The 25289-nt window shown below is 70.3% G+C and carries 22 protein-coding genes; 6 read left to right on the top strand and 16 right to left on the bottom strand.

All coding sequences use genetic code 11. The annotated features are described in order from the left end of the window. Positions 1-181: 181 nt before the first annotated feature. The gene (locus IAG44_RS25990) at positions 182-1396 is read right to left on the bottom strand and encodes a helix-turn-helix domain-containing protein (RefSeq protein WP_187749485.1); all 1215 of its coding nucleotides are present in this window, start codon (positions 1394-1396) and stop codon (positions 182-184) included. A 377-nt stretch (positions 1397-1773) separates the two neighbouring features. Continuing rightward, the gene (locus IAG44_RS25995; RefSeq protein WP_187749486.1) at positions 1774-2103 is read right to left on the bottom strand and encodes a hypothetical protein; all 330 of its coding nucleotides are present in this window, start codon (positions 2101-2103) and stop codon (positions 1774-1776) included. Between the two features lie 322 nt (positions 2104-2425). Between IAG44_RS25995 and IAG44_RS26000 the strand changes: the two genes are divergently transcribed. Further along, positions 2426-2953, top strand: coding sequence for a universal stress protein (locus IAG44_RS26000; protein ID WP_187749487.1), 528 nt, complete (start codon positions 2426-2428; stop codon positions 2951-2953). Between the two features lie 163 nt (positions 2954-3116). Next, the gene (locus IAG44_RS26005; protein WP_187749488.1) at positions 3117-3695 is read left to right on the top strand and encodes a GPR1/FUN34/YaaH family transporter; all 579 of its coding nucleotides are present in this window, start codon (positions 3117-3119) and stop codon (positions 3693-3695) included. 104 nt (positions 3696-3799) lie between these two features. Here the strand turns inward: IAG44_RS26005 and glmS are convergent, their stop codons facing one another. Both glmS and IAG44_RS26015 read right to left on the bottom strand, forming a co-directional pair. Next, a complete protein-coding gene (glmS, locus tag IAG44_RS26010) occupies positions 3800-5617 on the bottom strand; it encodes a glutamine--fructose-6-phosphate transaminase (isomerizing) (protein WP_187749489.1) in 1818 nt (605 codons plus the stop codon). A gap of 15 nt (positions 5618-5632) precedes the next feature. Next, a complete protein-coding gene (locus IAG44_RS26015) occupies positions 5633-5890 on the bottom strand; it encodes a hypothetical protein (RefSeq protein ID WP_187749490.1) in 258 nt (85 codons plus the stop codon). 199 nt (positions 5891-6089) lie between these two features. Here IAG44_RS26015 and IAG44_RS26020 point away from each other — a divergent pair, with 199 nt between their 5' ends. Continuing rightward, positions 6090-7655, top strand: coding sequence for a purple acid phosphatase family protein (locus IAG44_RS26020; protein ID WP_187749491.1), 1566 nt, complete (start codon positions 6090-6092; stop codon positions 7653-7655). A gap of 73 nt (positions 7656-7728) precedes the next feature. On the opposite strand, the gene IAG44_RS26025 is transcribed toward IAG44_RS26020, so the two are convergent. The 11 genes from IAG44_RS26025 to IAG44_RS26075 all read right to left on the bottom strand — a co-directional run bounded on the left by IAG44_RS26025 (position 7729) and on the right by IAG44_RS26075 (position 21477). Continuing rightward, positions 7729-8607, bottom strand: coding sequence for a DUF4429 domain-containing protein (locus tag IAG44_RS26025; RefSeq protein ID WP_187749492.1), 879 nt, complete (start codon positions 8605-8607; stop codon positions 7729-7731). Between the two features lie 69 nt (positions 8608-8676). Further along, the gene (locus IAG44_RS26030) at positions 8677-10446 is read right to left on the bottom strand and encodes an IucA/IucC family protein (protein WP_187749493.1); all 1770 of its coding nucleotides are present in this window, start codon (positions 10444-10446) and stop codon (positions 8677-8679) included. Further along, the gene (locus IAG44_RS26035; protein WP_187749494.1) at positions 10443-10979 is read right to left on the bottom strand and encodes a GNAT family N-acetyltransferase; all 537 of its coding nucleotides are present in this window, start codon (positions 10977-10979) and stop codon (positions 10443-10445) included. Before IAG44_RS26035 ends, IAG44_RS26030 begins: the two co-directional genes overlap by 4 nt. Then, entirely contained in the window at positions 10976-12244 is a 1269-nt protein-coding gene (locus IAG44_RS26040) for a lysine N(6)-hydroxylase/L-ornithine N(5)-oxygenase family protein (RefSeq protein WP_187749495.1), read from the bottom strand. Before IAG44_RS26040 ends, IAG44_RS26035 begins: the two co-directional genes overlap by 4 nt. After that, positions 12228-13670 carry a lysine decarboxylase DesA gene (desA, locus tag IAG44_RS26045; protein WP_187749496.1) on the bottom strand — a complete coding sequence of 481 codons (1443 nt, stop codon included), beginning with the start codon at positions 13668-13670 and terminating at the stop codon, positions 12228-12230. Before desA ends, IAG44_RS26040 begins: the two co-directional genes overlap by 17 nt. A gap of 164 nt (positions 13671-13834) precedes the next feature. Beyond that, entirely contained in the window at positions 13835-14647 is an 813-nt protein-coding gene (locus IAG44_RS26050) for a siderophore-interacting protein (RefSeq protein WP_187749497.1), read from the bottom strand. 7 nt (positions 14648-14654) lie between these two features. Next, on the bottom strand, positions 14655-15713 hold the full coding sequence (locus IAG44_RS26055) for an ABC transporter substrate-binding protein (protein ID WP_187749498.1): 1059 nt from the start codon (positions 15711-15713) through the stop codon (positions 14655-14657). A gap of 134 nt (positions 15714-15847) precedes the next feature. Next, positions 15848-17008 (bottom strand): acyl-CoA dehydrogenase family protein, encoded by a 1161-nt coding sequence (locus IAG44_RS26060; RefSeq protein ID WP_187749499.1) that lies wholly within the window; start codon positions 17006-17008, stop codon positions 15848-15850. After that, on the bottom strand, positions 17008-17943 hold the full coding sequence (locus IAG44_RS26065; RefSeq protein WP_187749500.1) for a hydroxymethylglutaryl-CoA lyase: 936 nt from the start codon (positions 17941-17943) through the stop codon (positions 17008-17010). Before IAG44_RS26065 ends, IAG44_RS26060 begins: the two co-directional genes overlap by 1 nt. Continuing rightward, a complete protein-coding gene (locus tag IAG44_RS26070) occupies positions 17936-19855 on the bottom strand; it encodes an acetyl/propionyl/methylcrotonyl-CoA carboxylase subunit alpha (protein WP_187749501.1) in 1920 nt (639 codons plus the stop codon). The genes IAG44_RS26065 and IAG44_RS26070 overlap by 8 nt, the downstream gene beginning before the upstream one ends. A 5-nt stretch (positions 19856-19860) precedes the next feature. Next, the gene (locus IAG44_RS26075; protein ID WP_187749502.1) at positions 19861-21477 is read right to left on the bottom strand and encodes a carboxyl transferase domain-containing protein; all 1617 of its coding nucleotides are present in this window, start codon (positions 21475-21477) and stop codon (positions 19861-19863) included. A gap of 85 nt (positions 21478-21562) precedes the next feature. Between IAG44_RS26075 and IAG44_RS26080 the strand changes: the two genes are divergently transcribed. The 3 genes from IAG44_RS26080 to IAG44_RS26090 all read left to right on the top strand — a co-directional run bounded on the left by IAG44_RS26080 (position 21563) and on the right by IAG44_RS26090 (position 24420). Further along, positions 21563-22159: an SACE_7040 family transcriptional regulator gene (locus IAG44_RS26080; protein WP_187749503.1), complete on the top strand. Its 597-nt coding sequence runs from the start codon at positions 21563-21565 to the stop codon at positions 22157-22159. Between the two features lie 179 nt (positions 22160-22338). Beyond that, the gene (locus IAG44_RS26085; protein ID WP_187749504.1) at positions 22339-23496 is read left to right on the top strand and encodes an acyl-CoA dehydrogenase family protein; all 1158 of its coding nucleotides are present in this window, start codon (positions 22339-22341) and stop codon (positions 23494-23496) included. A gap of 51 nt (positions 23497-23547) precedes the next feature. Beyond that, positions 23548-24420, top strand: a complete 873-nt coding sequence (locus IAG44_RS26090) for an acyl-CoA thioesterase (RefSeq protein ID WP_187749505.1) — start codon at positions 23548-23550, stop codon at positions 24418-24420. A gap of 61 nt (positions 24421-24481) precedes the next feature. Here the strand turns inward: IAG44_RS26090 and IAG44_RS26095 are convergent, their stop codons facing one another. Further along, positions 24482-25270 carry a phosphatase gene (locus IAG44_RS26095; protein WP_187749506.1) on the bottom strand — a complete coding sequence of 263 codons (789 nt, stop codon included), beginning with the start codon at positions 25268-25270 and terminating at the stop codon, positions 24482-24484. Between the last annotated feature and the right edge of the window lie 19 nt (positions 25271-25289).

Below are 25289 nucleotides of genomic sequence, written 5' to 3' on the forward strand. Positions count from 1 at the left end.
GGGTGTACCGCGACCTGGGCAGCTCCCCGGAACCAGGGATGTAGGGGTACCCCTTGCGGGACCCCGCCCGCAGGGACGCCCGACCCTTACGGGACCCCCACCCCCTACGGCAGGACGACGCCGGGCCCGGAAGGGTCACCCCCTCCGGGCCCGGCACCGACCGGTCAACCGATCGGTATGTTCACGCTCCGCTGCGCTGCCCCGGCAGAGCCGCCCGCGCCCCGGCGTACTCCGGCGCGAGCCCGGCGGAGGCCGCCGAGGAGCCGACGGACGCCGTGCGGCGGGCCTGGAGCGGCACCGGCGCCTCCGGGTGCAGCCCGGAAGCGGGCGGCCCCAGCGGGGACGGCACCGGCTCACCCTCCATCGGGCGTTCGCCCTGCGGACGGCGGGCCCGGTAGGCGGCCCGGTACGCGGCCGGCGACGACCCGAGCTGGCGGCGGAAGTGCCCGCGCAGCGCCACCGGCGACCGGAAGCCGCAGCGCCCCGCGACCTCGTCCACCGAGTAGTCGGACGTCTCCAGCAGCCGCTGCGCCTGGAGCACCCGCTGGGTGATCAGCCACTGCAACGGCGCGCTGCCGGTCAGCGAGCGGAACCGGCGGTCGAAGGTGCGCCGGCTCATGTACGCGCGCGCGGCGAGCGTCTCCACGTCGAACTGTTCGTGGAGGTGTTCCAGCGCCCAGGAGACGACCTCGGCGAGCGGGTCGGCCCCGATCTCCTCTGGTAAAGACCTGTCGAGGTAGCGCTCCTGACCGCCCGAGCGGCGCGGCGGGACGACGAGCCGGCGGGCGAGCGCGCCGGCCGCCTCGTTGCCGTGGTCCGTCCGCACGATGTGGAGGCACAGGTCGATCCCGGCCGCCGTGCCGGCGGACGTGAGGACGTCGCCGTCGTCGACGAACAGCTCTCTCGGATCGACGTGCACCGACGGATAACGTTTCGCCAGGGTCGGCGCGTACATCCAGTGGGTGGTCGCCGGACGGCCGTCCAGCAGCCCGGCGGCCGCGAGGACGAAGGCGCCTGTGCAGAGCCCGACGATGCGGGCTCCCTCCTCGTGCGCCCGGCGCAGCGCGTCGAGCGCTTCCTCGGGCGGCGGCGCGGTGATCGAGCGCCAGGCCGGTACGACGACCGTCCCGGCGCGCGAGATCGCCTCCAGCCCGTGTGGCGCGGTGAGTTCCAGGCCCCCTGTGGTCCGCAGCGGGCCGTCCTCGCCGGCGCAGACCAGCAGGCGGTAGCGCGGTACACCGGCGTCCTGACGGTCGATGCCGAACACCGACAGTGGTATGGAACTCTCGAATATGGGGCCGCCGCTGAACAGCAGCACCGCGACGATCTCCTTGCGGCGGCGGCCGGACAGTTTCCGGACAGCGGCTTCCGGCGCGGCGGTGGAGTCGTGGCTCATCCTGCTAAGCCCCCCTCGGTGGTCGCGGCTCCTCGGTTGTGTCGCTCCTGCACGTTTCCCCTCGGTCCTGCACGAGTCCCCCGCCGTAGACAGTCAAGATCGAATCTACTGTGTCGCGCCGTGCCGCGGTGGCCAGTTCTCCACCCGGCACATTGTCGACATGGCAACTTGGCGTAAAGCATTCGATCACGAAGCGTTGCACTACGGGGACGCGCAGGGAAGTGCGCCTCCTGGCAGTGGCCAATCTGCGTAGGGTGTGAGAGGCCCTGGAGACCCTTTCAGTGCAGGTCAAACGGGGGTTAGGGGGTGTTTGGGCGCCCTGATGCACAGGTGCGGGAAGTTGGCTGAAAACCGATGTGGTTGTGCGCGGAAACCGGTCAACCGACCGGTGAGCTTCCGCCGGTGTGACGTCCGCCTCGGTGTGCGCCCGCGCCCGCGCGCGCGGGGCGCCTGTGGTGGTGCGGCGCGCGCTCCTCGGCGAGCACGCGGGCCTCGCAGCGCTCGGACTGCCGCAGCAGCACCCGGCACACTGCGGTGACGGCGGCCAGCCCCAGCGCCGTGCCGGCGGTGCCGCCGAGCGAGGTGCCGTACCAAAGGAGTACTACGGGTACGAGGAGACAGGAGAACGCCGCCCAGCGGATGAGATCGGTCGTCCGGTCGTCGGCGGACTCGGGGGGTCCCTCGGAGGTATTACGGGGTACGGGCATGGTGGTTCCCTGTCTCCCGGGCGGGTGGCGGTCACCGGGATCAACGCCGGTTCGACCGGTCGGTCACTCGGAGGCGGGGGCCGCGTCAGTGAATCCTGTGCAAACCGCCTGTACGGGGCAGCAACCATTGCGTTACGGGCGCCACCTCGTGCATGCTCCCTGGAACCCCCACCTGACGGGCGCGGGATATGGGCTGAGGAGGCGTGCCGCCGTACCCTTGGGGGTATGGGGTTGGGAAGATGATTCCCGGACAACAGCTCCGCCGACAAGCTCCGCCGTTCCTGTCGCCTTCCCACACAAGGATCGATTCGCCGAGACAGCCATGGCCGGTCACGAATTCTTCGAACCCGCAGACCGCAAGCGGCCCGTCGCCGACCCCACGGCGGCCGAGCCCCTGGCGGCGGAAGAAACACGCCCCACCTGCGATCCCGCCTTCAAGCACGGCGTCGTCGTCGGCTTCGACGGCTCCACGTCGAGCGAGCGGGCCCTCGCGTACGCCATCGGCATGGCCCACCGGTCCCGCGCCGGCCTGATCATCGTCCACGTCGCCAACCGGCTGCCCACGACCGTCTGGGCGGGCTGTGAACCCCCGGTCTTCGTCGACGTCCCGGACCACCGCACCGAAGTCCTCGGCCTCGAACTCGCCTGCGCGGACTACCTGTCCGAGGTGCCGTGGATCCTCGTCGAGCGTGGCGGCGACATCTGCCACGAACTGGAGGAGGTGGGGCGGGAGTACGAGGCGGACGCGATCGTCGTCGGCTCCACGCACGGCCTCGTGGGGCGGATCTTCGGCTCGGTCGCGGGGCGGCTCGCGAAGCGGGCGCAGCGGCCCGTGGTGGTCATCCCGTAGTACCCGAGGGGTAGTTGAGGCTCCCTCTTTCCTCCCCGGCTCCCCCTTTTTCCCTCAGGTTCCGCCGGGCATGAAGCTACCGGTGCGTAGCGGGTGTTTGTGTCCTTGTGAAGGGCATATAACGCACACCGCACAACTGCACATGCTTGAAGGGAGCCCCGCCGTGGCCAACGACGTCTCTGCGGGAATCAGCGGAAGCACCTCCACCATCGCCGGCCGACTCGCCCTCGCCGTCACCCTGTTGGCGTTCGGGCTCGGGTTCGCCGATGTCGTCGACGGAGTCTCGGCGGCCGACGCCGTCGCCGTCGCGCACTACATCGGCGGAGTCGCCCTCTTCGTCGCCGGACTCTTCGCCTTCCGGGACCACGACACGCTCAACGGGACCGGGTTCGTGGCCGTCGGAGCGTTCTGGTTCACCTGGGCCGTGTCCGCCGACAGGCAGGTCTCCGACAACGCGGCGGGGCTGTTCCTGCTGCTGTTCGCCCTCATCGCCCTGTCCCTCACAGTCTCCGGAGGGGACCAACTCGCCCAGGGGACCTACGGGTTGTTCCTCGTCGCGCTGGTCCTGCTGGCCATCTCGCGGTTCGCCGGGAACGACTCCCTCGCCAAGGTGGGCGGCTGGTTCGCCGTCGCGGCGGGCGCGGTCGCCTGGTACGCGGCGACCGCGGCGCTGGCCCACTGGCCGACCGCCCTGCCCGGACGTGGACGCGCTGCCGGCCGGGGGGTGACGGCCACCGGCTAACAGGCAGCCGACGCCGGGGAGTTGGGCGGCCCCGGCACTCATGAACGGACCCCCGGTGAAGGTGGCATCACCGGGGGCCCGTTCCGTTGCGGCGGGGGCGAGGACTACTCGACCGTCACCGACTTCGCGAGGTTCCGCGGCTTGTCGATGTCACGGCCCAGCGCCTTCGCCGTGTAGTACGCGAGGAGTTGGAGCGGGATGCCCATGAGGATCGGGTCCAGCTCGGGCTCGTTCTTGGGGACGACGATCGTGCGGTCGGCCTTCTCCTGCTCCTGGTGCGCGACGGCGACGATCCTGCCGCTGCGGGCCTTGATCTCCTCCAGGGCGGCGCGGTTCTTCTCCAGCAGGTCGTCGTCGGGGACGATGGCGACCGTCGGCAGGGCGGGCTCGATGAGCGCGAGGGGGCCGTGCTTCAACTCCGAGGCGGGGTACGCCTCGGCGTGGATGTAGGAGACCTCCTTCAGCTTGAGGGACGCCTCGCGGGCGACCGGGTAACCCCGCACGCGCCCGATGAACAGCATCGAGCGGGCCTCCGCCAACTCGGCCGCCAGCTTCTCGTACTCGGCCTCGTTCGCCATGATCTCCGCGATCTGGCCCGGGAGTTTGCGCAACCCCTCGATGATCCGCTTGCCGTCGCGCACCGACAGGTCACGGGTGCGGCCGAGGTGCAGGGCCAGCAGCGCGAACGCCACCGTCGTGTTCGTGAAGCACTTGGTGGAGACGACGCAGACCTCGGGACCGGCGTGGACGTAGACGCCGCCGTCCGCCTCACGGGCGATCGCCGAGCCGACCACGTTGACGACGCCGAGGACGCGCGCGCCCTTGCGCTTCAGCTCCTGGACGGCCGCGAGGACGTCGTACGTCTCGCCGGACTGGGAGACGGCGATGTAGAGGGTGTCGGGGTCGACGACCGCGTTGCGGTAGCGGAACTCGGAGGCCGGCTCGGCGTCGGCGGGGATCCGGGCCAGCTCCTCGATCATCTGGGCGCCGATCATGCCCGCGTGGTACGAGGTGCCGCAGCCGAGGATCTTCACGCGCCGGATCTGCCGGGCCTCGCGGGCGTCGAGGTTGAGGCCGCCGAGGTGGACGGTGGAGAAGCGGTCGTCGATCCGGCCGCGCAGGACGCGGTCGACGGCGTCCGCCTGCTCGTGGATCTCCTTGTGCATGTAGGTGTCATGGCCACCCATGTCGTAGGAGGCGGCCTCCCACTCCACGGTCGTCGGCTCCGAAGTAGTACGGGTCCCCTCCGTGGTGTACGTACGGAAGTCGTCCGCCTTCAGGGTGGCCATCTCGCCGTCGTCCAGCGTTACTACCTGACGGGTATGTGCGACCAGCGCGGCGATGTCCGAGGCGACGAACATCTCCTTCTCGCCGATGCCGAGGACGACCGGGGAGCCGTTGCGGGCGACGACGATGCGGTCGGAGAAGTCGGCGTGCATGACGGCGATGCCGTAGGTGCCCTCGACGAGGCGCAGCGCCTCGCGGACCTTGTCCTCCAGCTTCTCGGCCTGCGAGCGGGCGATGAGGTGGGTCAGGACCTCGGTGTCGGTCTCCGACAGGAACTCGACGCCGTCCGCCTCCAGCTTGCGCCGCAGGTCGGAGGCGTTGTCGATGATGCCGTTGTGGACGACGGCGACCTTCAGGTCGGCCGACAGGTGCGGGTGGGCGTTCACGTCGGAGGGGGCGCCGTGGGTGGCCCAGCGGGTGTGGGCGATGCCGGTGGTGCCCTTGAAGCGCGCCGGGACCTTGGCCTCCAGGTCCCGGACCCGGCCCTTGGCCTTGACGACCTTCAGGCCGGCGGACTTGGGGGAGGAGACCACGATGCCCGCCGAGTCGTACCCCCGGTACTCCAGGCGCTGCAGGCCCTCAAGGAGTAGGGGGGCTACATCACGCTTGCCGATGTATCCGACGATCCCGCACATATGAAAAGGTATCCCTCAGCCGTAGACCATGCGGCGCAGCTGCCGGAGGGAGAGCTCCGGCGGCGCGACCGCCCTGTACTTCAGATCCGCCGCGATCCGCTCGAAGATCTCCGTGTTCACCAGGCCTTGTGCCTGGAGCTCGCGGTGGCGGCGACGGACGTAGTGCTCCGTCGTCTCGTCGAAGTAGGCGAGCACGTCCTGGATCACCCGCAGCGCCTCGCCCCGCTGGAGGGGCGTGGACCGCATCAGATGATCAACGAGTTCGTCGTGCACCCGGTAGATCCTGAGGTACCGCCGCCGGTTTCGCAAGAAATCTGCCCGCTTTCGGGCAAGGGCCCATGGGAGGTCCGGTAGGCGAATTCTTGGGGTGGCGTTGAAGGTCTCATGGGCCTTTGTTCGGAAATCGTCCATTCGGCGTCTTGTATCCCGTCGTCCGGAACGACGAATTTCAGACCTCATGGACACTCCTCGCATGGGCGTACCCGAGCAGCTCGCCGCCCGCATGACGATGGCGGAGCAGCACGAGTACCTGCGCGCCAAGTTCTCCCGCCGGTCGATGGTCAGAGGCGGCGCCGTGACGCTGGGCGCCGTCGCCGGCGGCGTCTTCGTACCGGGCGCCACCGCCCAGGCCGCACCCCGCACGTCGTCCGCGCGCCCGGCCGCCGAGAAGGTCGACGGCTCCCTCGTCGCCCCCTTCGGCCGCCACCTCGCCTACGGCAACGACCCCCGCACCGAGATCAGCGTCTCCTGGCAGGTGCCGGTCGCCGTCAAGAAGCCGTTCATCCGGGTCGGCGCCCACCCCTGGGACCTCTCGCGCAAGATCGACGCCGAGATCCGCACCCTGTTCACCCCGGCCGGCGTCGGCGCCAGCGGCAACCACACCCAGTACTACCTGCACGCCAAGCTGACCCACCTGCGCCCCGGCAAGACGTACTACTACGGCGTCGGCCACGCCGGCTTCGACCCGGCCCAGCCCCACCTCCTGGGCACCCTGGGCACGTTCACCACCGCGCCCGCCCACAAGAAGCCGTTCACCTTCACCGCGTTCGGCGACGAGGGCGTCAGCTACCACGGCCTCGCCAACAACGCCCTGCTGCTCGGCCAGAACCCGGCCTTCCACCTGCACGCGGGCGACATCGCCTACGCCGACCCGACCGGCGCGGGCAAGAGCGCCGACACCGGCTTCGACTCGCGGGTGTGGGACCAGTTCCTCGCGCAGACCGAGTCGGTCGCCAAGTCCGTTCCGTGGATGCCGGCTTACGGCAACCACGACATGGAAGCCTGGTACTCGCCCAACGGGTACGGCGGCGAGGAGGCCCGCTGGAACCTCCCCGACAACGGCCCCGACAAGAAGAACCTGCCGGGCGTCTACACCTTCACGTACGGCAACACGGCGATCATCTCCCTCGACGCCAACGACATCTCGTACGAGATCCCGGCCAACCTCGGTATTTCCGGGGGCACTCAGACCACATGGCTGGAGGCGCAGCTCAAGAAGTACCGCGCCTCGAAGGACATCGACTTCGTCGTCGTCTTCTTCCACCACTGCGCCTACTGCACCTCCACCGCGCACGCCTCCGAGGGCGGGGTCCGGCAGGAGTGGGTGCCGCTGTTCGAGAAGTACACGGTCGACCTGGTCATCAACGGCCACAACCACCAGTACGAGCGCACCGACGTCATCAAGAAGGGCGCGGTCACCAAGAAGCTCCCGATCGGCGGGACGGCGTACCCCGAGACCGACGGCGTCGTCTACGTCACCGCGGGCGCGGCCGGCCGCAGCCTGTACGCGTTCAGCGCGCCGCTGTCCTACGAGGGCCACGAGAACGAGGTCGAGTCCGTCGCCTCCTTCGTCAACACCAAGGACGGCAAGGCCGACGAGACGGTCACCTGGTCGCGCGTGCGCTACCTCGACTACTCGTTCCTGCGCGTCGACGTCACCCCGGCCGCCAAGGGCCGCACGGCGACGCTGACCGTGCGCGGCATCGCCGAGACCGGCGAGCAGGTCGACCACTTCACGGTGGCGCGCCGCGCGAAGTGAGCCGTGCGCCCAGAAGGCGGGGCGCACAGCCCGGTTGAGCCGGCAGGCGGTCCTCAGGCGAGGTGACGGTGTGTCACAGTCGTTTGAGGATCGCCTGTTTGGCGAGGGAGAACTCCTCGTCCGTCAGCACCCCGTCCCGGTGCAGATCGCCCAGCTCCCGCAGGCGCCGCAGCATCGCGTCGTGGTCGTCTCCCGTGGCCTGTGCGGAAGTTGACGAGGCGTCGAGCTGCGGGACGGCGGACTGGGGCCCCGCCGACGGATGCGGCAGCCGGGCCTGTACCGCCGCCGCGACCAGCGCCATCAGCGGGTCCTTCTTGAACCCCCACAGCTCGACCGAGTTGGGGTCGTACTTCGGCGGCGCCTTGGTGGGCGCGCCCCGGACGGTGAACCGCAGGTGCCCGTTCTCCAGACCGGCGGCGGGCTGCCACTCCACGCCCTGGATGTCGCCGATCGCCAACTGCCGTGTTCCGGCGGCCGACTTGGCTTCCTCGGTCTTCCAGTTCCACTCCAGCCGCACGCTGTCCCCGTCGAAGCTCGCGCTGCCGTCCCCGGCGGACACCGAGAGCGGCACGGCGGGGCCCGGCAGCAGGAAGGCGTCCGCCGGGCCGCCCGGCACCTCGTCGAGCAGCAGCGCGTTGCGCACCTCGTCCACCAGGTACTCGGCGACGCCGTACCGGTCGGACTCGACGACCAGTTGATACGGGTCGTGGGGCTCGGCGAGCCGGCCCGCGGTCGCCAGCAGCAGCGGGTCGGCGCCGTCGCGCAGGCGCAGCCTCAACCGGCCGTTCTTCTTGCCCTGTTCGAAGGAGACACCGGCCAACGCCGCGAGCGGCACGGCGAGTTCACCCAGTTCCTTGCGGAGGATGCTCACGTTCTTGTCGTGTCCGGGCGTCAGCCGCAGCCGGTCGCCGTCGAAGATCCAGGTGCCGTCCTTCTGGATGATTTCCGCCATGGCACGATTGTCCACCACGCGGAGACGGGCGCCCCCGAGGACCGTACTCGGGGGCGCCCGTCCATGTCATCAGTACCCCGCGACGGGATTCCTCAAGGTACCGATCAGCTGAAGGGCGCCCGCCGGGTCCGACAGGTCGACCATCTGCTCGTTGTCGCGCAGCTGGAGCCGGTTGAGGCAGGAACGCGCGAACTCCGGGGCGAACAGGTCGAACTGGCGGAACTTGTCGGCGAGTTCGGGGTGCTCCTCCTGGTAGGCGCGGGTCGTCTCGGCGACCGTCCGCCAGAAGTCGTCCTCGCCGAGCACGCCCGCGGCGGCGAGGTCGGAGGCGAGGAAGCGGAAGAAGCAGTCGAAGACGTCCGTGAAGATCGACAGGAGTTTCTTGTCCTCGGGGACGTCCACCGCGATCCGCCGGACCTCGGGCGGCAGTACCGCGTCGGGGTCCATGACGGCGATCTCCTCGGCGATGTCCTTGTAGACCGCGCGCCGCACGACGCCGTCCTTCAGCACCAGGATCGTGTTCTCGCCGTGCGGCATGAACACCAGGTCGTAGGCGTAGAACGAGTGCAGCAGCGGCGTGTAGTAGGCGTCCAGGTAGCGCCGCAGCCACTGTGCCGGTTCGAGGCCGGAGCGCTCGATCAACTCGGCGGCCAGCGACCGGCCTTCGTGGTCCACGTGGATCAACGAGGCCATCGTCGCGAGCTGTTCGCCCTCCTGGAGGAAGGGCACCGGGCTCTCCCGCCACAGCGCCGCCAGCATCTTGCGGTACGGCGAGTAGCGGTCCGTCGCCGCCTCGTACTCCAGGTGCCGGTAGCCGACGGCCGCCCGCTCCCGGATGATCGACAGACCCGCGCCCTTCAGTACCCGGTCGTTGTCGATCAGCCCGGCGAGCCAGTCGTTGATGGCCGGGGTCGCCTCCATGTACGCGGCCGAAAGTCCGCGCATGAAGCCCATGTTGAGGACCGAGAGCGCCGTCTTCACATAGTGCTTCCCGGGGCTGGTGCTGTTGAAGAACGTGCGGATCGATTGCTGCGCCAGGTACGCGTCGTCGCCTTCGCCGAGCGGGACCAGCAGGCCGCGCGCGACCTCCGCCGCGAACGTCACCGACAGCTTGTTCCACCACTGCCACGGGTGGACCGGGATCAGCAGGAACTCGGCGGGGTCATGGCCGAGTTCACGCAGCCGGGCATGGAAGCGCTCGACGGTCTCCTCGCCCAACTCCCCCCGTACGAACGGCTCGTACTCGATGCCGGCGCCCGCCGTGAACGCGGCGCGCGAGCGGTGGGCGGCGAGCCAGACCAGGCGGACCGGCTGCGCGGTCTCCGGGGCGTACGCCAGGTACTCGTGCACGCCGAAGCCGAGCCGGCCGTTGTTGGCGACGAAGCAGGGGTGGCCCTCGGTCATGCCGGTCTCGATCGCCTGGAAACCGGCGTCGAGCAGTTCGGCGCAGGTCAGCCGGGGCTTGGTGAGCTTGTAGCAGGTGCCGGAGAGGGTGGAGGAGATCTCCTCCAGGTACACCGGCAGGACCTCGTCGCTCAGACCGAGGGCGGACTTCAGCTCGATGAAGAAGTCCAGCGCGGCGAGCGGGAGTTGGACCCCGTCGCGGGTGCGGGTGATCGAGTCCGCGTCGACCTGCCAGTGATCGAGGGCGCGGCGGACGGCGGTGAAGCGGTACGTGGTGAGGTCGTCGTCGCTGCGGACGAGGTAACTCCCGTTCCGCTCCTCGGGGTTGATGAGGCGTTCGTGGGCGAACTCGGCGAGCGCCTTGCGGATCAGCAGGCGGTTGGCCTTCTCCCAGCGCTCGGGGGAGAGGTGGGCCACGGCGTCGGCGAGGCTCATGCGGTCACCGCCGTCGCCCGCTTCTCGGCGAACTGCTCCCGGGTGCAGAAACTCAGCAACGCTGTCTTCTCCGGCTTCTGGATCACGCGCTCGGGCACGAACCCGACGGCTTCGTTCAGGGCGTGGACGGCTGTGTTGGAGACGTCCGGTTCGACGACGACGCGTCGCACGGCCGGGTCCTCGAAGAGGTGGGCCATGACGGCGGTGAGGACGGCTCGGGTGAAGCCGCTGCGGGGGGTGTCGGTCGCCGGGGTGAGGAAGTGCATGCCGACGTCACCGGGCAACGGGTCGTAGAGGCCGGGGAGTTCGCGGTGGACGGGGTCGTAGCGCTCCATCACGAAGGCGGGGACGCCGGCCTCCAGACCGAGGAACGCCTCCTGGTGCTCGTCGGCGGCGACGGCCATGTAGGCGCGCTCGATGTCCTCCAGGCGCGCGTCCAGCATCATCCAGTAGGCCGCTTTGGGGTGGGTCAGCCAGGAGTGCAGGAGTTCGGCGTCGGTGAGGGGATCGACCGGCCGGAAGGTGAAGTTCATATCGCGAACTCCTGGAACGCGATCGTCTTCTCCACCGGGTAGTACTCGCGGCCCAGCAGCTCCGCGATGATGCTGCTGTTGCGGTACGCGCCCATCCCCAGGTCGGGGGAGGTGACGCTGTGCGTGTGCACCCCGGCGTTCTGGAGGAAGACGCCCCGGCCGGTCGTGTCGATCGCGTAGTTGCGGGCGATGTCGAAGTTGCCGTGGCCGTCGTAGACGAGGCGGTCGCGGATCGGGGCGAGGAAGGCCGGCTCGGTGTATGCGTACCCGGTCGCGAGGACGAGGCCGTCCGTCGTCAGCTCGAAGTCTGTCTCCTGCTCCTCCTGGCGGAAGCCCAGCGTGTAGCTGCCGTTGTCGTGACGGGCGCTGTTCAGCGAGGAGTTGGTGAGGAGCCTGGTCGGGACCGGGCCGCCGAGGTTCTTCTGGTAGAGCAGGTCGAAGATCGCGTTGATCAGCTCGCCGTCGATGCCCTTGAAGAGGCCCTTCTGCTGCGCCGCGAGCCGGTAGCGGGTGGCCTCGGGCAGTGCGCGGAAGTAGTCGATGTACTCCGGGGAGGTCATCTCCAGCGTCAGCTTGGTGTATTCGAGCGGGAAGAAGCGCGGGGAGCGCGTCACCCAGTTCAGCCGGTAGCCGTGGACGTCGATCTCGCTCAGCAGGTCGTGGTAGATCTCGGCGGCGGACTGCCCCGAGCCGACCAGCGTGATCGACTCCTTCTTCACCAGCTCCGAACGGTGCTGCACGTAACGGGAGTTGTGGATGAAGTCCCCGCCAAGACCCCGCACGGCGGCGGGGTGGTACGGCTGCGTGCCGGTGCCCAGGACCAGCTTGCGCGCGCGGTAGACGTCCCCGCCGGTGGTGCGGACGACGTACAACTCGCTCTCGTACGTGACCTGTTCGACCGTCGTCGAGAACCGCACGCTGCTCAGCCGGTTCGCGGCCCAGCGGCAGTAGTCGTCGTACTCCACCCGCAGCGGATAGAAGTTCTCGCGGATGTAGAACGAGTACAACCGGCCTTTCTCCTTCAGGTAGTTGAGGAAGGAGTACGGCGAGGTCGGGTCGGCGAGGGTGACCAGGTCCGACAGGAACGGGGTCTGGAGGTGGGCGCCGTCGAGGAACATGCCCGCATGCCACTCGAAGTCGGGCTTCGACTCCAGGAAGACGCCGTCGAGTTCGGCGATCGGCTCGGTCAGGCAGGCGAGGCCGAGGTTGAAGGGGCCGAGGCCGATGCCGACGAAGTCGTAGGTGGTGTCAGGACGCGCGGTCAAGGGACTCTCCCAGGTACTGCTCGGCGTGGCCGGCGATCAGGTCGAGGACGGCGGCGATGTCGGCCGGCGTGGTCTCGGGGTTGAGCAGGGTGAACTTGAGGTGGTGCCGGTGGCCGACCTTCGTACCCGCGACCACCGCGGCCCCGGACGCGAACAGGGCCTTGCGGGCATACAGGTTGGCCCGGTCGATCTCGGCGGGGTCGGTGACGGCGGCCGGGATGTAGCGGAAGACCAGCGTGGACAGCGACGGCTCGACGACGACGTCGAACCGGGGGTCGGCGGCCAGCAGTTTCCAGCCCTCGACGGCCAAGTCGCAGACCTCGTCGAAGAGTTGGCCGATGCCGTCGGCGCCCATCGTGCGCAGCGTCATCCACAGCTTGAGCGCGTCGAAGCGGCGGGTCGTCTGGAGGGACTTGTCGACCTGGTTGGGGATGCGCTCCTGGACCATCCGGCGCGGGTTCAAGTACTCGGCGTGGTAGGTCACGTGACGCAGCGTCGCCGCGTCACGGACCAGGACGGCGGACGAACTCACCGGCTGGAAGAAGGACTTGTGGTAGTCGACGGTGACGGAGTCGGCGCGCTCGATGCCGTCGATGCGGTCCCGGTACTTCACGCTGGCCAGCAGCCCGCAGCCGTAGGCCGCGTCGACGTGCAGCCAACTCCCGTACTGGGCACAGAGTTCGGCGATCTCGGGGAGCGGGTCGATGGAGCCGAAGTCGGTGGTGCCGGCGGTGGCGACGACGGCCATCGGGGTCAGCCCGGCGGCGCGGCAGCGCTCCAGCTCACGGGCCAGGGCCACCGTCCGCATGCGCTTGTCGTGGTCGACGGGGATCGAGACGACCGCGTCGGGGGACAGGCCGAGGAGTTTGGCGGACTTCTTCACGCTGAAGTGGCTGACCTCGGAGGCGAAGACGCGCAGGTCGGCGAGGTCGCCCGCCTTGGCCTCCTCGCGGGCCAGCAGCAGCGCCTGGAGGTTGGACTGGGTGCCGCCGGAGGTGAAGACGCCGTCGGCGGCCTCGCCGAGGCCGATGCGCTCGGTCGTCCAGTCGATCAGTTTGCGCTCGATCAGGGTGCCGCCCGCCGACTGGTCCCAGGTGTCCAGCGAGGAGTTGACCGCGCTCAGGACGGCCTCGCCGAGCACCGCGGGTATGACGACCGGGCAGTTGAGGTGGGCGAGGTAGCGGGGGTGGTGGAAGTAGACCGCGTCCCGGAGGTAGACCTCCTCCAACTCGTCGAGGACCGCCGCCGTGTCGTGCAGCGGCTTGTCGAGGTCGATCCGGTCGATGCGGGGGGCGAGGGCGTCGACCGTGACTCCGGTGAACGGGCGGTCGGTGGCGGCGAGTCTGGCGGCCACCCGTGCCACTCCGTCGGTCACGGAGCGGCGGTACTGCTCCGCGGTCGTGTCGTTGAGCAGGTGCGAGCGCATGCGGGGTCCTCCGGGGGAAGGGGACGGCGGCGGCGTGGGGGGTGATCGGGGGCGATCAGAAGTGATCGAAGTAAGGTTAGCCTAACCTAAGTTTGCTGTTCGAAATCGCGACCGTCCCGTGACCGTGATCACGTTTGACGCCGGAGTCGACGGCAGAGGGAGCGTTACTCCCCGGCTGCCCTCAACTCCTCCTCGGACATTCCCCGCCGCCAATAACCGACGAAGGTGACCCGGCGCCGGTCGATCCCGCGTTCCTGGACGAAATGCCGGCGCAACGCCTTCACGGAACCGGATTCCCCGGCGATCCACACGTACGGGAATGCGGCGTCCGGCAGTACGGCCGTCCGCAGATTCTCCAGGGAATCCTCGCCGACCAGCCAATTGATCTCGGTGTCGGGAGGTGTGGTCAGTTGAATGACGTCGGACACGTCGTCGACCTCTATCCACGCCCGCACCCGCCGCGTACCGGGAAGTGCCTCAAGAATCGCGGCGATCGCGGGAAGTGCGGTCGCATCGCCCCACAGGATGATGAGATCGGCGTCCTCGGGCGCCCGGAAGCGGATCGCCCGGTTGTCGGCGACGGCGGGCCCCAGCAGCACGACCCGGTCACCGGGGACGGCCCGCTCGGCCCACGCGGACGCCGGCCCGGCGGGCGTGTGGAGCACGAAGTCGACGTCGATCTCGTCGGGCCCGCGCCGCAGCTCACGCAGGGTGTACGAGCGCATCACGGCCCGCACGTCGGCGGGGAGGTCGCGCCAGCCCTGCCACCAGCCGTCGCCGAGTTCGATCGGCACCTGGGGCTCGCGCTGGCCGGGGTGGGGGACGAACAGCGACAGCGACTGGTCGTACCCGAGGGAATGGAAATGCCGGAGATCGTCCCCGGCGAAAGAGACGCGCACGAGGGACGGCGAAATCCGCCGGGTCCGTGTCACGTGGAGGGAGAAGAAACGGAACGGGGACCCGGCGGAATCGGTCATGCGGAAATCACGCGACCTTCTTGGCCTTCTCGATGGCGGCCGCCAGGTTTTCCAGGAGCGGCGCGCACTTGTCGTACGACAGAATCGGCTCGGGCGACCGCGCGATGACCTGACCGGCCTTGACGGCGGGCAGCTTCTTCCACGTCTCCTTGGTGATCGCCGAAGGCTGGATCGCGGAGGTCCGGTCGTCCATCAGAATGAGGTCGGCCGGGTATTTGTCGACGTTCTCCCAACTGAGCGGTTCGAACCAGCCGCCGCTCGCCTTGAGGACGTCCGCCGGAGGCTCGACGAAGTTCACGCCGAGCGCCTTGAAGTACTCCAGGTCGATGGAGAGATTGCTACCGGAAACGTAGAACAGCTCGGCGCTGGCGGAACCGGCGAGGACCTTGATGCCGGGGTTGGCCTTGGTGGCGGCGCGCAGCCGGGCCGCGGCGTCCTCGAAGCGCTTCTTCGCGGCGGTCACCTTCGCGGCCGTCATGTCGGCGCCCAGGGACTCGGCCAGCTCCCACATGCGCTCCAGCGGCGCGGTGAGCTGACGGTCGTACACCGAGATGCCGACGCTGGGCGCCAGCTTGGCGATCTTGTCCTTGGACGCCTCGGGGACGTACCAGAGGGTGCCGGCGGTGTCGAACATGGTGGTGACCAGGACGTCCGGCGCGAGGGCGGCGTACTTCTCGACGTTGAACTCGTCCCAGACGTTGCCCAGGATCTCGACCTTCGAGACGTCCATGTCGCCGGCCTGGACGTCGGCCTTGCCGGCGGACGTCTTCGTCGGGCCGAAGACGCCCTTGACCTGGATGCCGTAGTCGAACAGGGCGGCGCCGACGCCCGTGAAGGCGACGATCGTCGAGGGGGTCCTGTCGAGCTTCACGGTCGTGCCGCGGTCGTCCTTGAACGTCCACGGGCCGGACTTGGCGGCGTTCGCCCCCGGGCCCGTCGACGCGTCGGAGCCACCGCTTTTCGCGCCGTCGTCCCCGCAGGCGGCGAGGGCGGCTCCGAGGCCGAGGGCGCCGCCGGCGGCGAGGAGGCCGCGGCGGGTCGGGTGGGTGGCTCTGGCGTTGGGCATGAGTGGGGCTGCTTTCGGACGTGCGGGGATCACCGCCGGACAGATCGAAGGTAGGTTAGCCTAACCTCAGTCGATGTTCCTAGGGGTGGTCGCCTTGGATCGAAAGCTATGTGCGGCCTGTGGGTCGCGTGTTGTCAGCTCACCAAGCCCAACTCCCTTGCAATCAACATCCGTTGCACCTCGCTCGTGCCCTCGCCGATCTCCAGGATCTTCGAATCGCGCCACATCCGGGCCACCGGGTACTCGTTCATGAAGCCGTAGCCGCCGTGGATCTGCGTCGCGTCGCGCGCATTGTCGACCGCGACCGTCGAGGAGTGCAGCTTCGCCAGCGCCGCCTCCTTCTTGAAGGGCTCGCCCGCCACCAGCCGGGCCGCCGCGTCCCGCCACGCCAGGCGCGCGGTGTGCGCCTTCAGCTCCATGTCGGCGATCTTGAACTGGATGGCCTGGTTGGCGCCGATCGGCCGCCCGAACGCCTCGCGCTCCTTCGCGTACTTCACCGACTCGTCGACGCAGCCCTGCGCGAGGCCCGTCGCCAGCGCGGCGATCGCGATCCGGCCCTCGTCCAGGATGCGCAGGAACTGCGCGTAGCCACGGCCGAGTTCACCGAGCAGGTTCGCGGCGGGCACGCGCACGTCCGCGAAGGACAGCTCGCGGGTGTCCGAGGCGTTCCAGCCGACCTTCGAGTAGGGGGCGGCGACCGTGAAGCCCGGCGTGCCCGACGGGACGATGATCGAGGAGATCAGCGGCTTGCCGTCCGGCTTGCGGCCGGTGACCGCCGTGACCGTCACCAGCCCCGTGATGTCCGTGCCCGAGTTGGTGATGAAGCACTTGGTGCCGTTGATCACCCATTCGTCCGTCTCCGGGTCGAGGCGGGCCGTCGTGCGCGTCGCGCCCGCGTCGCTGCCGCCGTCCGGCTCGGTCAGGCCGAAGGCGCCCAGGAGTTCGCCCGCGCACAGGCGCGGCAGCCACGTGCGCTTCTGCTCGTCCGTGCCGAACAGGTGGATCGGCATCGCGCCCAGGGAGACGCCCGCCTCCAGGGTGATCGCCACCGACGAGTCGACGCGCGCCAGCTCCTCCAGCGCGACGCCCAGCGCCAGGTAGTCGCCGCCCATGCCGCCGTACTCCTCGGGAAACGGCAGGCCGAACAGGCCCATGCGGCCCATCTCGCGGACGATCTCGTACGGGAACTCGTGCCGTTCGTAGAAGTCGCCGATCTTGGGAGCCACGACGTCGTGCGCGAACTCCTCGACCGTGCGGCGGAGTTCTTCCAGCTCGGGGGAGAGGCGGTAGTCCATCACTGTTCCTTGTGGGAGAGGGCGCGGACGGTTCGGGACGGGCTGGGGCGGCCCAGATGACCGGCCATCCACGCGCTCGTGGCGACGAGGCGGCCGAGGTCGGTGCCGGTGTCGATCCCGAGGCCCTGGAGCATCCACACGAGGTCTTCGGTGGCGAGGTTCCCGGTGGCCGACCTGGCGAACGGGCAGCCGCCCAGGCCGCCCGCTGAGGCGTCGACGGTGGTGACGCCGTGCTGGAGCGCGGCCAGGGTGTTGGCGAGGGCCTGGCCGTACGTGTCGTGGAAGTGGACGGCCAGCGCGGGAGTGGGGACGCCGGCGTCGTTCAGGGCCGTCAGGAGGGCGCGTACGTGGCCCGCCGTCGCGACGCCGATCGTGTCGCCGAGGCTCAGCTCGTCGCAGCCCATGTCGTACAGGGCCTTGGCGACCCTGACGACCTGGGGGATCGGGACGGGGCCCTCCCAGGGGTCGCCGAAGCACATCGAGAGGTAGCCGCGGACGTGCGCCTGACGGTCCTTCGCCCGGGTGACGACCGGGTCGAACATCGCCAGGGACTCGTCGACCGTGCGGTTGAGGTTGGCCTTGGCGAAGGACTCCGTGACGCTGGCGAAGACGGCGATCCTGCGCGCGCCGAGGGCGAGGGCCCGGTCGAGGCCGCGGTCGTTGGGGACCAACACCGGCAGATCCACGGGGAGTTCGCTCACCCGCGGGAACAGGGCCTCCGCGTCCGCCAGTTGGGGGACCCACTCGGGGCGGACGAAACTCGTCGCCTCGATGGTGGTCAGGCCCGCGTCCGCCAGGCGATGGATGAACTCCGCCTTGACCTCCGTCGGGACGGTCGTCTTCTCGTTCTGGAGGCCGTCCCTGGCGCCGACCTCGTGGATGCGGACGCGCGCGGGGAGGCCGTTCGCCGGGACCGTCATGGGGAGTTCAGGCATCGGGGGCCTCCTCAAAGGGCGTCACCACGGCGAGGACCTGGTCCATGGCGACCGTCGTGCCCGGGGTGACGTCCAGCTCGGTGACCGTGCCCGCGTGCGGGGCCGCGATGACGTGCTCCATCTTCATCGCCTCGACGACCAGCAGGCTCTGGCCCGCGGTGACCTCGTCGCCCTGCGCGACCTTGACGACCGTGACCGTGCCGGGCATGGGGGCGGTGAGGGCGTCGGCGCCCGCGCGGGTGGTGGCCGTGAGGGAGGCGGCGACGGGGTCGTGGTCGCGGACGTGCCAGGCGTCGCCGTCGCGGCCGAGCCAGTCGCCCGCGCGGTGGAAGGTGTGGCGGAGGCCGTCGAGGGTGACGCAGACCTGGTCGGCGGTGACGGTGTGGGTCCCGCGCGGGGTGTATGCCAGGGGGTCCCGCACGGCCAGGTGGAAGGCGGCCGGCTTCGGCTCGCCGCCCATGCGCCAGCCGCTGGGGACGGAGAAGGGGTCGACCCAGCCGTCGCTGTGCGGCGTGAGCGCGTCCAGGCGTACGGCCGCCGCCGCCTCGTACACCTCCTCCGGCACGTCGTCGGAGACCAGCTCGTCCACCACGCGCTCGACGAGCCCGGTGTCCAGCTCGCCCGCGACGACCGCCGGGTGGGCGAGGAGGCGGCGCAGGAAGCCCGCGTTGGTCTGTACGCCCAGGGTGACCGTCTCCGCGAGGGCCGCGCGGAGCTTGCGCAGCGCCGTCTCGCGGTCGGGCCCGTACACGACGACCTTGGCGAGCATCGGGTCGTACAGGCTGCCCACCTCGGTGCCCTCGCTGAGCCCGGAGTCGGTGCGGACGCCGTCGCCCTCGGGCTCGCGCAGCCTCAGGACCGTCCCGCCGGACGGGAGGAACCCGCGCGCGGGGACCTCGGCGCAGATCCGCGCCTCCACCGCGTGCCCCGTCAGGGCGACGTCGTCCTGGGTGAACGCCAGCTTCTCCCCGGCCGCGACCCGCAGCTGCCACTCCACCAGGTCGAGGCCGGTGACGAGTTCGGTCACCGGGTGCTCCACCTGGAGGCGGGTGTTCATCTCCATGAAGTAGTACTGCGACGCGTCGGCGCCCGGGACGATGAACTCGACCGTCCCCGCGCCCACGTACCCGCACGAGCGCGCCGCCTGCACCGCCGCCTCGCCCATCGCCGCGCGCGCGGCGGCGTCGAGGAACACCGAGGGGGCCTCCTCGATGACCTTCTGGTGGCGCCGCTGGAGGGAGCACTCGCGCTCGCCGAGGTGGACGACGCCGCCGTGCCCGTCGGCCAGGATCTGGATCTCGATGTGGCGGGGGCGGTCGATCCAGCGCTCGACCAGGAGCGTGTCGTCGCCGAAGGAGGCGCGGGCCTCGCGGCGGGCGGCGGCGATCTCGTCGTCCAGGGCGGACAGGTCGCGCACCAGGCGCATGCCCTTGCCGCCGCCGCCCGCGCTGGGCTTGAGCAGCACGGGCGCGCCCAACGCGCGCGCGGCGTCGGCGAGCTGCGGGTCGCGCCCGCCGGGGACGACGGGGACGCCGGCCGCCTCGACGGTCTCCTTGGCGCGGATCTTGTCGCCCATCAGGGCGATCGCCTCGGCGGGCGGCCCGATGAACACGAGCCCCGCCTCGGCGCACGCGCGCGCGAAGGCCGCGTTCTCCGCGAGGAACCCGTACCCGGGGTGGACCGCTTGCGCGCCGGTGCGGGCGGCGGCCTCCAGGATGCGCTCGGCGGACAGGTAGCTCTCCGCCGCGGGCGCCGGGCCGAGCCGGACCGCCGTGTCGGCCTCGCGCACGTGCCGCGCGTCCGCGTCGGCATCCGAGTACACGGCGACCGAGCGGACGCCCAGCGCGCGGAGCGTACGGATGACACGGACGGCGATCTCGCCCCGGTTGGCGACGAGGACGGTGTCGAACATGGGCCTCACATCCTGAAGATGCCGAACTGGGGGTCACCCAGGGGCGCGTTGGCGCAGGCGGTCAGGGCCAGGCCGAGGACCTGGCGGGTCTCCAGGGGGTCGATCACTCCGTCGTCCCAGAGGCGGGCCGTCGCGTAGTAGGCGTTGCCCTGGCGCTCGTACTGGGCGCGGATCGGCGTCTTGAAGGCGGCCTCGTCCTCGGCGGGCCACTGCTCGCCGCGCGCCTCCAACTGGTCGCGCTTGACGGTCGCGAGGACCGAGGCGGCCTGTTCGCCGCCCATGACGGAGATCTTGGCGCCGGGCCACATCCACAGGAAGCGGGGGGAGTAGGCGCGGCCGCACATCGAGTAGTTGCCGGCGCCGTACGAGCCGCCGACGACGACCGTCAGCTTCGGTACGCGCGTGCACGCGACGGCCGTGACCATCTTCGCGCCGTGCTTCGCGATGCCGCCCGCCTCGTAGTCCTTGCCGACCATGAAGCCCGAGATGTTCTGGAGGAACACCAGCGGGATGCCGCGCTGGTCGCACAGCTCGATGAAGTGGGCGCCCTTCTGGGCCGACTCGGAGAACAGGATGCCGTTGTTGGCGACGATGCCGACCGGGTGGCCGTGGATGCGCGCGAAGCCGGTGACCAGGGTCTGGCCGAACTCCGACTTGAACTCGGCGAACCGCGAGCCGTCGACGACGCGCGCGATGACCTCCCGGACGTCGTACGGGGTGCGCGGGTCGACCGGGACGGCGCCGTACAGGCCGTACGGGTCGACCTTGGGCTCCTCGGCGGGCTTCACCTCCCAGGGGAGCGGGCCGCGCGCGGGGAGGGTGGCGGCGATGGTGCGGACGATGCGCAGCGCGTGCGCGTCGTCCTCCGCGAGGTGGTCCGTCACGCCCGACACGCGCGCGTGGACCTCGCCGCCGCCCAGTTCCTCCGCCGTGACGACCTCGCCGGTGGCCGCCTTCACCAGCGGGGGGCCGCCCAGGAAGATCGTCCCCTGGTCCCGGACGATCACCGCCTCGTCGCTCATCGCCGGGACGTACGCGCCGCCCGCCGTGCACGAGCCCATCACCGCGGCGATCTGGGGGATGCCGGCGCCGGACATGCGGGCCTGGTTGTAGAAGATGCGGCCGAAGTGCTCGCGGTCCGGGAAGACCTCGTCCTGCATCGGGAGGAAGGCGCCGCCCGAGTCCACCAGGTAGACGCAGGGGAGGCGGTTCTCCAGGGCGACCTCCTGCGCGCGCAGGTGCTTCTTGACGGTCATCGGGTAGTACGTGCCGCCCTTGACCGTGGCGTCGTTGGCGACGATCACGCACTCGCGCCCGCTCACGCGCCCGATGCCCGCGATGACGCCGGCGGCGGGGGCCTGGCCGTCGTACATCCCGTCCGCGGCGAGCGGGGCCAGCTCCAGGAACGGGGAGCCGGGGTCCAGGAGGGTGTCCACGCGGTCGCGGGGGAGGAGCTTGCCGCGCGCGGTGTGCCGGGCGCGGGCCTTCTCACCGCCGCCGAGACGGGCCGCCGCGAGCTTCGCGCGCAGCTCCTCGACCAGGGCCCGGTGCGCCGCCTCGTTGGCCCGCCACGTCTCGGACGCGGGGTCTGCCGTGCTGGTCAGCACGGGTTCCTGCGCCATCTCGCGCTCCCCTCCGCAGTTAATGAGCGTTAACCCATGGCCTCCATGTTAACGAGCGCTAACAAGCCTGTCTAGAATCGATTTCATGGGCACCAGAACCGACGCTCCCACCCGCCGCGAGCAGATCCTCAAGGAGGCCGCGCGCCTCTTCGCCGAGCGCGGGTTCCACGGCGTCGGCGTCGACGAGATAGGCGCCGCCGTCGGCATCAGCGGACCCGGCCTCTACCGCCACTTCCCCGGCAAGGACGCGATGCTCGCGGAACTCCTCGTCGGCATCAGTGGCCAGCTCCTCACGGGTGCGCGCACGCGCCTGAGGGAATCCGCCGGCGACGCGCCCGCGCGCGTGCTGGACTCCCTCATCGAGGGGCACATCGACTTCGCCCTCGACGACCGTCCGCTCATCACCCTCCACGACCGCGAGCTGGACCGCCTGCGCGACAGCGACCGCAAGCTCGTGCGCCAGCTCCAGCGCCAGTACGTCGAGCTGTGGGTGGAGGTCGTCCGCGAGGTGTATCCGGGGCTGCCCGAGCCCGCCGCCCGTTCGGCCGTCCACTCGGTCTTCGGTCTGCTGAACTCCACGCCGCACCTCGGGCGCGCGGGTTCCCTGCCGGGGCGCGGCGAGACGGCGCGGCTGCTGCACCGGATGGCGCGGGGGGCGTTCGGGGCGGCGGCGGGGGAGTGAGGCGGGGCGTGAGGCGGGGCGTGAGGCGGGGCGTGAGGCGGGGCGTGAGGCGGGGCATGGGGTGCGCCGGGTGGGCCGTCGTGCTGCTCTGGAGTGACGTGCGTCTCTGGCGCTCCTGGCTACTCGCCGGTACGCTCTGATATGAGCAAGCGCTTAGACAGGTAGCGGGAGGTGGCGGCGTGCGCCGTACGGTGTTCAACGAGGATCACGAGGCGTTCCGGGAGACCCTTCGGGCGTTCATCGAGGCCGAGGTCGTGCCGGTGTACGACGAGTGGTTCGCCGCGGGGCAGGCGCCGCGCGAGTTCTACTACAAGCTCGCCGAGCTGGGCGTCTTCGGGATCCAGGTCGCCGAGGAGTACGGCGGCGCGGGCATCGACTCGTACAAGTTCGAGGCGATCATCTACGAGGAGACCGCGCGCGCGGGCGTGACGTTCGGCGGCTCCGGCGTGCACACGCTGCTCGGCCTGCCGTACGTGAAGCTCCTCGCCACCGACGAGCAGAAGAAGCGCTACCTCCCCAAGTTCGTCTCCGGCGAGGAGATGTGGGCCATCGCGATGACCGAGCCGGGCACCGGCTCCGACCTCGCGGGCATGAAGACCACCGCCAAGCTCTCCGAGGACGGCACGCACTACGTCCTCAACGGCGCCAAGACCTTCATCACCGGCGGCGTCCACGCCGACCGCATGATCGTCTGCGCCCGCACCTCCGCGCCGACCGCCGAGGACCGCCGGCACGGCATCTCCCTGTTCGTCGTCGACACCAAGGCGGAGGGCTACTCCGTCGGCCGCAAGCTCGACAAGCTCGGCTTGAAGACCTCCGACACCGCCGAGCTGGCCTTCGTCGACGTCAAGGTCCCCGTCGAGGACCTGCTGGGCGAGGAGAACAAGGGCTTCTACTACCTCGGCCACAACCTCGCCTCCGAGCGCTGGGGCATCGCCTACGGCGCGTATGCGCAGGCCAAGGCCGCGATCCGGTTCGCCACCCAGTACGTCAAGGAGCGCACCGTCTTCGGCCAGCCCGTCGCCGCCTTCCAGAACACCAAGTTCGAACTCGCCGCCTGCCAGGCCGAGGTGGACGCCGCCGAGGCCGTCGTCGACCGCGCCACGGAAGCCCTCGACGCGGGCGAGCTGACCCCCGCCGAGGCCGCCTCCGCGAAGCTCTTCACCACCGAGGTCGCGCACCGCGTCATCGACCGCTGCCTCCAGCTGCACGGCGGCTACGGCTTCATGAACGAGTACCCCATCGCGCGCCTGTACGCGGACAACCGCGTCAACCGCATCTACGGCGGCACCAGCGAGATCATGAAGACGATCATCGCCAAGAACATGGGCCTGTAGGCAGCCGGCCGCACGGCCCCCGCACCGACGAGTCACCAGAAGCAGGGGCCGATGACCCACGCACTCCAGGATCTCCTCGATCTGCTCGACCTGGAGCAGATCGAGGAGAACATCTTCCGCGGCCAGTCCCGCTCCGCCGTCGTCCCGCGCGTGTTCGGCGGGCAGGTCGCGGCGCAGGCGCTGGTCGCCGCGGGGCGCACGGTGCCGGCGGACCGGCTCGCACACTCCCTGCACGCCTACTTCCTGCGCCCCGGCGACCCCGGCGCGCCCATCGTCTACACGGTCGAGCGCCTGCGGGACGGCCGCTCCTTCACCACCCGCCGCGCGGTCGCCGTCCAGCACGGACGGCCGATCTTCGCGCTCTCCGCGTCCTTCCAGCTGGCCGAGGACGGGCTCGACCACCAGACCCCGATGCCGCCCGCGCCCGACCCGGAGACCCTGCCGACCAGCCACGAACGGCTGCGCGGGTACGGCCATCTCGCTCCCGAGGTCGTCGAGCGCTTCCTCGAATCCCGAGAGGCGATCGACCTCCGGTACGTCGACGAGCCCCCGTACGGCAAGTTCGGCGAGCCGCGTGAGCCGCACTCCCAGGTCTGGTTCCGCACCAACGGCAAGCTCGCGGACGACCCGCTGCTCCACGTCGTACTCGCGACCTACGTGTCCGACATGACCCTCCTCGACTCCGTCCTGCTCGCCCACGGGCGCGGAGGGTGGGCCGTGGGGGACGTCGTCGGGGCGTCCCTGGACCACGCGATGTGGTTCCACCGGCCCTTCCGGGCCGACGAATGGCTCCTGTACGACCAGGAGTCGCCGTCGGCGCACGGGGGGAGGGGGCTCGGGCAGGCGCGGATCTACACGCGGGAGGGGGAGCTGGCGATCTCGGTGATCCAGGAGGGCGTGGTCAGGGTCCCTCGGGAGGTGTAGAGGTACTACGGGTTGGCGGTGCCGGGGAGCGGGGCGCCGCAGGTACTACGGGTACTACGGGTCATCTCAGCCCCGCCTCCGCCAGCAGGTACGCCACCATCGGGTCGTAGTACCTGGGGCTGACGACGTGGTCGTCCAGGGGGACCGCCACTTGGAGGGTGCCCTCCGACTCCGCGAGGAACAGGGCGGGGTCGTTGCAGTCGGCGTAGCCGACGGAGTCGACGCCGTGCTGGGCGGCGTAACCGGCCCAGCCGTGGTCGGCGACGACGAGGTCCGGCAGGTCGCGGGCGGTGCGTTCGAGGGCGGTGAGGATCTGCCGCATGGGCTCGCCGGAGTGCGTGTGCCAGAGCGTCGCCCCGTGTTCGAGGACCGCGACGTCCGCGAACTGCATGACGTACCCCTCCTCCGTCTGGAGCCCGTCGGGGATGACGACGATGTCGCAGCCGGCCGTCCGCAGCGCCCCCGCGACCGTGCGGTGCACGTCGAGCAGGCCGCCCGGGTGACCCGTCGCGAACAGCACCCGCTGGTGGCCGTCCGCCGCCTTGCGCAGCCGCGCCGCCATCCGGTCCAGCGCGTCGACCGTCAGCTCGGGGTCGATCGTGTCCTGCCCGTAGCGGTACTCCGGATCGTCGTTCACCCCGACCCGCTCCGCCATCACGGCCAGCACGTCCTGTTCGTCCGCCCACCGGTCACCCAGTTCGAGCCCGAGCCAGAAGTTCCGGACGCCGTTGGCGAGTTGGCGGTAGTGAGCGAGGTTGTTCTCGCGCGGCGTGGCCACCTGGCCGGCGATGCGGGTCTTCACCAGGTGCTCGACCAGTTCGCTGCGGGTGGGGATCCGGGGTATCGGCATACCCCCATTCTGGTGCAGA

Source organism: Streptomyces roseirectus, assembly GCF_014489635.1.
In the GTDB taxonomy this organism is placed as follows: Bacteria; Actinomycetota; Actinomycetes; order Streptomycetales; family Streptomycetaceae; genus Streptomyces; species Streptomyces roseirectus.